The sequence below is a fragment of the Shewanella sp. 10N.286.45.A1 genome, from assembly GCF_041470405.1.
Lineage (GTDB): Bacteria > Pseudomonadota > Gammaproteobacteria > Enterobacterales > Shewanellaceae > Shewanella.
Genome location: NZ_JBFRMK010000360.1, coordinates 1 through 8,097 on the forward strand (window position 1 = coordinate 1; position 8,097 = coordinate 8,097).

Below are 8,097 nucleotides of genomic sequence, written 5' to 3' on the forward strand. Positions count from 1 at the left end.
GAATACAGTGAAGGCGATAAAAGTTTCAATGGTGGTGGTAATAATAAGGCTATTGAGATTTCTAACCTTGGTACAGTGGCGGTCGATTTAACTAAAGTTAAGATTGCGTCTTATACAAAAGGCGCTGCGAATACTATAGATGCACCCAACTACACTTATGATAAATTCACAGGTGAGTTAGCACCAAATAGCAGTCTTGTTATCTACAACTCAGGCGCTACCGATGGGTTTAAAACGAGAAAGAGTGCGATAGACGTCGAAACAACAGGAGTTACTTATTTTACTGGAAATGATACGTTAATCCTAAGCCAAGATGGTGTGATTGTAGATATCTTTGGTAAATTCGGCGAAGACCCTGGAAGCAATGGATGGGCAGACGCGAATAACCCAGATTTTACAACCAGTAATGCGATATTACGCAGAAAGGCAAACGTTACTACTGGTGTTACTGATATTACAGCTGATTTCCCAGGAAGCACCAATCAGTGGGTCTTAGTTGGCTCAAAAGTAAAAGGACAGATCACAGATATTGAGGCCAGTAAAGGCTTTGGCTGTCCGGGCGAAGATGCTTGTTCTGGTGATGTAACGCCTCCAGAACCTGAGCCTGAAACTGGCCCTTGTACTGGTTGTGAGACGCTGACTCCGGTTGCAGATCCAGCTACGTTCAATGCTGAGATCTATTACTCAGATGTACTGAGTGGCGATTTTGCTAATGCCGAAGAGCTTAAAAATGCTCTATCGGTAATCATTGCCAAAGATCATAAGCAACTGAGCTATAAGCAGGTTTGGAGCACGCTGACCTATGCTGATCAAGATCCTGCTGACGATAAGAAAGTTATTGAGATCTACACCGGAGAATCTATTTCAAAGTACGACAACCAGACTAGTGGTAGTGGTGCAGGCAAGTGGAACCGTGAACACGTCTGGGCCAAGAGTCATGGTTTCCCAAGCGACTCGCAGTGGGGCTACACCGATGCTCATCACCTGCGTCCTTCAGATCCTGGCATCAACACAGCACGAAGCAACAATGACTTTGGTGCGTGTAGCGACACGGGTGAAGAGGTTCAGTTCAACGGTGTTGGTACAGGTAATTACCTCAACAAAACGACCGACTGCTGGGAACCTCGTGATGAGGTGAAAGGCGATGTAGCTCGTATGATCATGTATATGGATACGCGTTATCAAGGTACCGATACAGCGACAACGAATATGCCTGATCTCATCGTTGTTGATCGTCTAACAACCACTGCTGAAGATAGTGAGCCGCTCATCGGTACGCTTTGTACTTTGTACGCATGGAACACGCAAGATCCAGTGGATAGTTACGAGCAGAATCGTAACAACCAAGTATACAAGTACCAGGGCAACCGTAACCCATTCATTGACCGTCCAGAGTTAGTACAAGAAGTATATGGTGCAGTCTGTGGTGACGATCCAAACCCTGCTCTGGTAGTTGATGGTGATATTGTTACTCCTGAGAGTGTAACTGAAGGGACTGCATACACCATCGATGCTTCTGCAATCACGGCTGGTGAAGGTGTTACTCTTACTTACAAGTGGGAGCAGATTGTTGCTGAAGAGAAAACGGTTGTGGGCGACCAAGCTGTATTATCTCTGACTGCACCAGAAGTTAAAGCCGACGAGACTTTGAACTTTACCTTGACCATCAGTGACGGTAGCTTGGCAACAACCAAAGACGTTAGCCTGAGCGTAGTTAACGTGCCTTTGACTCTGAGTGTAGAGTTTGCTGGTGCAACCAAAGTTACCGAAGGAGATAAAACTACCATTACAGCCACTGTTGCTGACGCTCCAGAAGGTACTGGCTACAGCTGGAAGCAGCTTTCAGGAACCACGGCAGAGTTTACCGCTACAGGTCTGACACTTGATGTGACTTCACCTAGCGTAAATATCGATCAAGTGCTTGTGTTTGAACTCACGGCAACTGTCGGTGAAGAAAGCTTCAGCAAGTCTGTTAGCATTGAAGTGGAAAACACTGAAGAAGCGGGTTGGACTAAGCCTGATGGTGCCGGTAGTTTAGGTGGCCTTATGACTTTGCTGCTACCGCTAATGTGGTGGCGTCGCCGCCAAGGCTAGTTGTTCGCTAAGCCTATAAAAAGCAGCACCGAGATCGCTCTTGGTGCTGCTTTTTTTAACTGTACAGCCGTTGCCTTATATTCCATCTTGGCGCTTTGGTATCACGATGAGAAAGCTAATCAATAAAGCGAATGGCAATGTTTATCTGTTTAATACTGAAGGGTTATTATGAATACTTCACTCCGTCCTTCTCGCCTGCTTCTAACTAGTTCAGCTATCGCTCTGGCGTTGGTCTTGAGCGGTTGTGGTAAGAAAAAGGTGGAAGAAGCGCCTAAAGCACCGAAGGTGACTGCATCAGCCGCTTGTATCGCTGCTGGAGATGATTGCAAGCGCTTCACTCTGTTGCATACTAATGATCATCACGGCCGTTTTTGGCATAGTAAAAATGGTGGCTATGGCATGGCAGCGCGGAAAACCATCCTTGATGAGATCCGCAAAGAGGTTACTGAGCAGGGAGGCCAGGTGTTACTGCTCTCCGGTGGCGACATTAATACAGGCGTTCCAGAGTCAGATCTGCAAGATGCCGAACCTGATTTTATCGGCATGAATCACCTAGGTTATGACGCAATGGCCGTGGGTAACCATGAGTTTGATAATCCATCTACAGTGATGGATAAGCAGAGAGCTTGGTCAGAGTTTCCATGGTTATCGGCCAATATCTATCGTCAAGTTGATGGTGAATGGCAACGATACTTTGAGCCCTACAAGGTGTTTGAGGTACAAGGCTTGAAGCTCGCGGTCGTCGGCCTAACCACTGAGCATACCGCTGAAATCGGTAATCCAGAGTATGTAGCAGATTTCAAATTCACTTCAGCTCAAGCTGAGGCAAAAAGTATTTTGGCAGAACTTGAGCAAAAGCATCATCCTGATCTGGTGTTTGGCCTCACCCATATGGGCCACTATGAAAACGGTAATCATGGCAGTAATGCTCCGGGTGATGTTGCTTTGGCTCGTAGCCTTGAGGCTGGCCAGATCCAGGCTATCATTGGCGGTCACTCACAACTGCCTGTATGTATGGAAGGCGACACGGGTGAATACGTAGAAAAGTATGCTCGAGATGAGCCTTGTAAGCCCGACCGTCAAAATGGTACTTGGATTATGCAAGCCTACGAGTGGGGCAAATTCATAGGCCGTGCTGACTTTGAGTATTACGCTGGAGAGTTGCATCTAGCAAGCTATGAGCTGGTGCCCGTAAACACTGAAAGCAAGTATGGTTTTATGCTGCATTCTTCGATGCTAACCCCCAAGGATCCAGAAACTGTTGAGCTGCTGCGTCCTTATCAGCGCAAGGGGCAGGTACAGCTGAGGGAAGAGATTGGTGTTGCAAAGGCAGATTTCATTGGTAAGCGCAAGGTGGTGCGGTATCAAGCGATGCCTCTAGGAATAATGATAGCCCATGCTCAAACTCAGCTGCCTGTGCCAGCGGATTTCGGCATCATGAACTCCGGCGGTATTCGTGCCAGCATAAAAAAAGGGCCTATTCGCTATCGTGATGTACTCAAGGTGCAGCCTTTTTCTAACAGTGTGACTGTGACTGAGATGAATGGCGCCGAACTGAAACAGTATTTATCTAAAGTGGCACTTAAGACGCGAGGCTCTGGAGGCTTTGCTCATTTTAGTGGCATCAAGATGACGGTTGACTGTAAAGCGAAAGATGTCGACATCAAAGCTATTGGCGACAAGCCTTTCAAGCTAACGGATAACTATCGATTTACCCTCCCAAGCTACAACGCTGCAGGCGGTAACAAATATCCCAAGCTAAAGGAAAAGGCCAGAGACACCGGCTTTATTGATGCCGATATGCTTTATCAGTTCATCAAAAAGCATGACACGCTTGATCCGGTTGACTATGACACCGTGAAAGATGTTCGTTATATCAACTCCAGAAATTCTGATGGTTGCGGCGGTTAAGCTTATTATTTTATAAGGTTAATAAGTTGCTAGTATAGATATCGATATAGTAGAGATAGCGTTGAGCGACCCTGCGCAGATTGATGTGATTGTTCAATTTGCGCCGTCGCACTCGTTAATGGCCTTTTCTGGAAAAATAAAGCTAGCCATTAAAAAATGCCTTAAAGCCACTTTCTTGATTGAAAGTGGCTTTTTAATTTCAAATTAAGGCTAAGAGAGCATTATCTCTAATCGATGTAATCAGCTAAAACTTCAGTTTAGTCATCAAATATGCGTTAAGTTAGTATACTTGTACGTTATAAACTTCCTATTTTGTAATTTTATGATCTAATTTTGGCTTGTTTGACGTTCGACGCCACATTTTTAATACGCCGCCATATATCTTGAAAGTGTTGTTCAACATGGGTTAAATAGCACATTCTGTAATTTATTTGCTGCCAATCTGTTTGTGATACTTTGCTGTTATTTTACCTTTTGAGCCATTCGGAGTGTATCGCTGATTAAGGCGGTAAAAAATCAGTTTTATTCTGCTAAATTACCGCTTAATCCTTGCAGCTAAATGCATGCTGTATACACTGCGTCCATATAACGATTCATTGAGCTAAAAATGTATGGAAGTTTTCATCAGTTTATTGGGCATGCTCTGCTTGATCGGTATTGCAGTGGCATTATCTGAAAATCGCAAAGCTATTAATCTACGTACGGTGCTCGGTGCGCTGGCATTTCAGGTCGCCTTTGGTGCCTTTGTGATGTACCTCCCTATGGGGCAATCCATGCTTGACGGCGCTTCAAACGGCGTGATGCATGTAATTAACTACGCCAATGAAGGATTAAAGTTTCTATTTGGCGGTTTAGCGACTTATAGCCTTGGCTTTATCTTCGTCATTAACGTGCTATGTGTAGTGGTGTTTATCAGCTCTCTTATTGCTGTGCTGTATTACCTAGGCATTATGCAGCTGATTATTGGTGTGATTGGTGGCGGTTTATCAAAGTTACTTGGCACTAGCCGCGCCGAGTCACTCTCCGCGACCGCGAACATCTTTGTTGGGCCCATCGAAGCGCCATCAATGGTGCGACCGTTCGTTAAACACATGACACGCTCAGAGCTATTTGCGGTAATGACTGGCGGGTTGGCATCTGTTGCTGGCGGTACCATGATTGGCTACATTCAGATGGGTGTGGACGTTAAATATGTTCTAACAGCAGCCTTCATGACAGCACCAGCAGGACTTCTGTTTGCCAAGTTAATGTGGCCAGAAACAGAAAAGCCAGTAAATGACATTAAAAAAGTTCTCGATGAGCAAACTGACAAGCCAGCCAATGTGATTGATGCTGCCGCTGGTGGCGCGGCTATGGGCTTGCAGCAAGTGTTGAGCGTATCAGCGTTACTACTTGCTTTTGTCGGTCTTATCGCCCTTGTAAATGGTTTTATTGGCGGTATTGGTGGCTGGTTCGGCTTCGAGGAGCTAACCATGCAAGCGATATTAGGCTACATTCTTGCACCTCTTGCGTGGGTGATGGGAGTGCCTTGGAGTGAAGCGGTTCAGGCTGCATCATTTATCGGTCAAAAGATGGTGATTAACGAATTCGTCGCCTATATCGATTTCCTAAAAGTGTCTGATCAACTGTCTGAGAAAACGCAGATAATTATTAGTTTTGCCCTGTGTGGCTTTGCCAACATAGGCTCTTTGGCAATGGTAATGGGCGGCTTAGCGGCACTTTGTCCTGAACGCAGACATGATTTAAGTGAACTTGGCATGAAAGCACTAATTGGCGCGGCACTGGCTAACTTAATGAGCGGCACAATCGCAGGTTTGCTATTTAGCATCGCGGGATAATTTAAAACACAGATTGTAAATCTAACTAGGGTTTTGGTGTGCTTGCTGAGGGGTCAACAAGCACCTAATTGATACAAAAGGAAAGACTATGACACCACATATTAATGCCGAAGCAGGCGCATTTGCTAAAACTGTGCTTATGCCTGGCGATCCACTGCGTGCTAAGTACATTGCTGACAATTTTCTAGATAATGCGGTGTTAGTGACAGATGTACGTAACATGTTGGGTTATACCGGTGAGTACAAAGGCAAACGTATCTCGGTGATGGGATCAGGTATGGGGATCCCTTCGATCTCTATTTATGCCAAAGAGTTGATTACCGAATATGGCGTCGAGAACATTATCCGCATTGGTTCATGTGGCGCTGTTAGTGACAAAATCAAGTTGATGGATGTGGTGATGGCAATGGGAGCTAGCACCGACTCTGCCGTTAATAAAACGCGCTTCGCTAATACTGATTTTGCCATGATTGCCGATTTTAACTTGTTAAAACGTGCCACTGACTCTGCAGAAAAGCTAGGGGCTAACTACCACGTTGGTAACCTTTATTCATCAGATCTATTCTATAGCAGTGATGAACAGCGTTACGACTTGATGGAGAAGTACGGCATCTTAGGCGTCGAGATGGAGGCTGCTGGCCTTTATGGTGTTGCAACAGAATTTGGCGCTAAGGCATTGGCGATGATGACTGTAACAGACCACTTGCGCCAGGGTTTGCATTTAACTGCCGAAGAGCGCCAGCAAACATTGAATGAGATGATTAAGCTGACACTTGATGCCGTAGAAGACTTAATTTAAAGCTCGACCTTTTGGCCTTAATAGAGAGTTAAGCCAATACTGATATTGTTCAGTGATATAACTCTTTACCCTATGGCGCGCGATTAGGCACACAAGTTGAACGTGAAAACGTGACAGCACCTAATATTAAGCTTAACCGCGCGCCAACTCTTCCTATTCAGCTACTTTTTGTCTCGACTCCTACTCGTTAAAAACACAACGCGCACTCATCTTACCTGTTTAAACAATCTTGCTTACACAGTAGACTGTCGACAATAACTACAACAATGGATGTAACAGATGTCGATTTGGTTTAGACCGGTAAGCTTAGAAACGTGTGCCAAGATGGATTCAGGGATGCATGGCAAAGGCACGCTAATGCAAACAATGGGGATCACCATCTCAGAGATTGGTGATGACTATATGAAGGCAACGATGGCGGCATCTCCTGCAGTGCATAACCCTCTCGGCATTGTGCATGGTGGTGCAAACGTCGCTCTGGCAGAAACCGTAGCCAGTTATGCCGCGAATTTCGCAGTCGATTTTGAGCAGTATTATTGCGTCGGACAAGAGATCAATGCTAATCATCTAAAAGCATCACGGAATGGCACATTAACGGCGACTGCAAAGCCTATACACCTAGGCAAGCGCAGCTCTGTGTGGGAAGTATTAATCCACAATAGTGCCGGTGAGCTATGTTGCATATCGAGAATGACTGCAGCGGTAGTAAAACGCTAATAAGCAATAGCTGAAGGTAAGCGCACTATAGAGTATTTAATTACGCAATAAGCTGTTGCATTGGCAATCTATTGCTCATACTCAGTATATGATTTTTTAGGATAAAGGTTGGAGCGAAAATGGATAGCGCAACAATATGGGAATGGGTGGGGTATTTAGCTTCTGTGGTGGTTGCCATATCACTGATGATGTCAAATATCAAAAAGCTACGCTGGTGGAACCTGATTGGTGCAGCACTGTTTGTGGCTTATGGCTTAGCAATTGATGCTATTCCAGTCGCATTAGTTAACTTTTTCATTGTACTGATTGATGCATACTATTTAGTTAAACTCTATAAAGCCGCGCCTCAGGAGCAGGGCAATCCAGATTCTTGAAGAGGTTTTATTATCGTTTATTAGGCATGAGTGAATACTCTGCTAGCTAGGGAGGCAATATCAATTGGCCTCCTTTTACTTTACATCATCTGTAACGTTCAAATACTCACCCCTATAAATTTACACCCTCCAGCTGATGTCTTATATCACTCTACTTCGTAGCAATCTAAACCTTCAAATAAGTGACGCTTCACCTATTATCCAATTGATTAATTTAGATATTAAGACAGTTGCAGTTAATGCTATCTGCTTAAACGTTTATTGTATTTTCGGCGAACACAGGTCTTATACCAATTGCATTAAAAGTTTGACCATTCAGCGGGAATTCAAAGCGCTGTAGGCAAGTAGTGGGATTTGAGCTAAT

General features: G+C 44.8%; 6 protein-coding genes. All 6 read left to right on the forward strand.

Translation table 11 applies throughout. The features are described from left to right. On the forward strand, positions 1–2,094 hold a 2,094-nt coding region (locus AB4238_RS21100; RefSeq protein ID WP_372035453.1), incomplete at its 5' end, for an endonuclease. A gap of 168 nt (positions 2,095–2,262) precedes the next feature. Next, positions 2,263–4,005, forward strand: coding sequence for a bifunctional UDP-sugar hydrolase/5'-nucleotidase UshA (ushA, locus tag AB4238_RS21105; protein WP_372035455.1), 1,743 nt, complete (start codon positions 2,263–2,265; stop codon positions 4,003–4,005). Between the two features lie 611 nt (positions 4,006–4,616). After that, a complete protein-coding gene (locus AB4238_RS21110; RefSeq protein WP_372035457.1) occupies positions 4,617–5,843 on the forward strand; it encodes a NupC/NupG family nucleoside CNT transporter in 1,227 nt (408 codons plus the stop codon). A gap of 88 nt (positions 5,844–5,931) precedes the next feature. Further along, a complete protein-coding gene (gene deoD / locus AB4238_RS21115; protein WP_372035459.1) occupies positions 5,932–6,642 on the forward strand; it encodes a purine-nucleoside phosphorylase in 711 nt (236 codons plus the stop codon). Positions 6,643–6,921: 279 nt separating this feature from the next. Next, positions 6,922–7,359, forward strand: coding sequence for a PaaI family thioesterase (locus AB4238_RS21120; protein WP_372035460.1), 438 nt, complete (start codon positions 6,922–6,924; stop codon positions 7,357–7,359). Positions 7,360–7,478: 119 nt separating this feature from the next. Next, entirely contained in the window at positions 7,479–7,733 is a 255-nt protein-coding gene (locus tag AB4238_RS21125) for a hypothetical protein (protein ID WP_220735738.1), read from the forward strand. Positions 7,734–8,097: the final 364 nt, after the last annotated feature.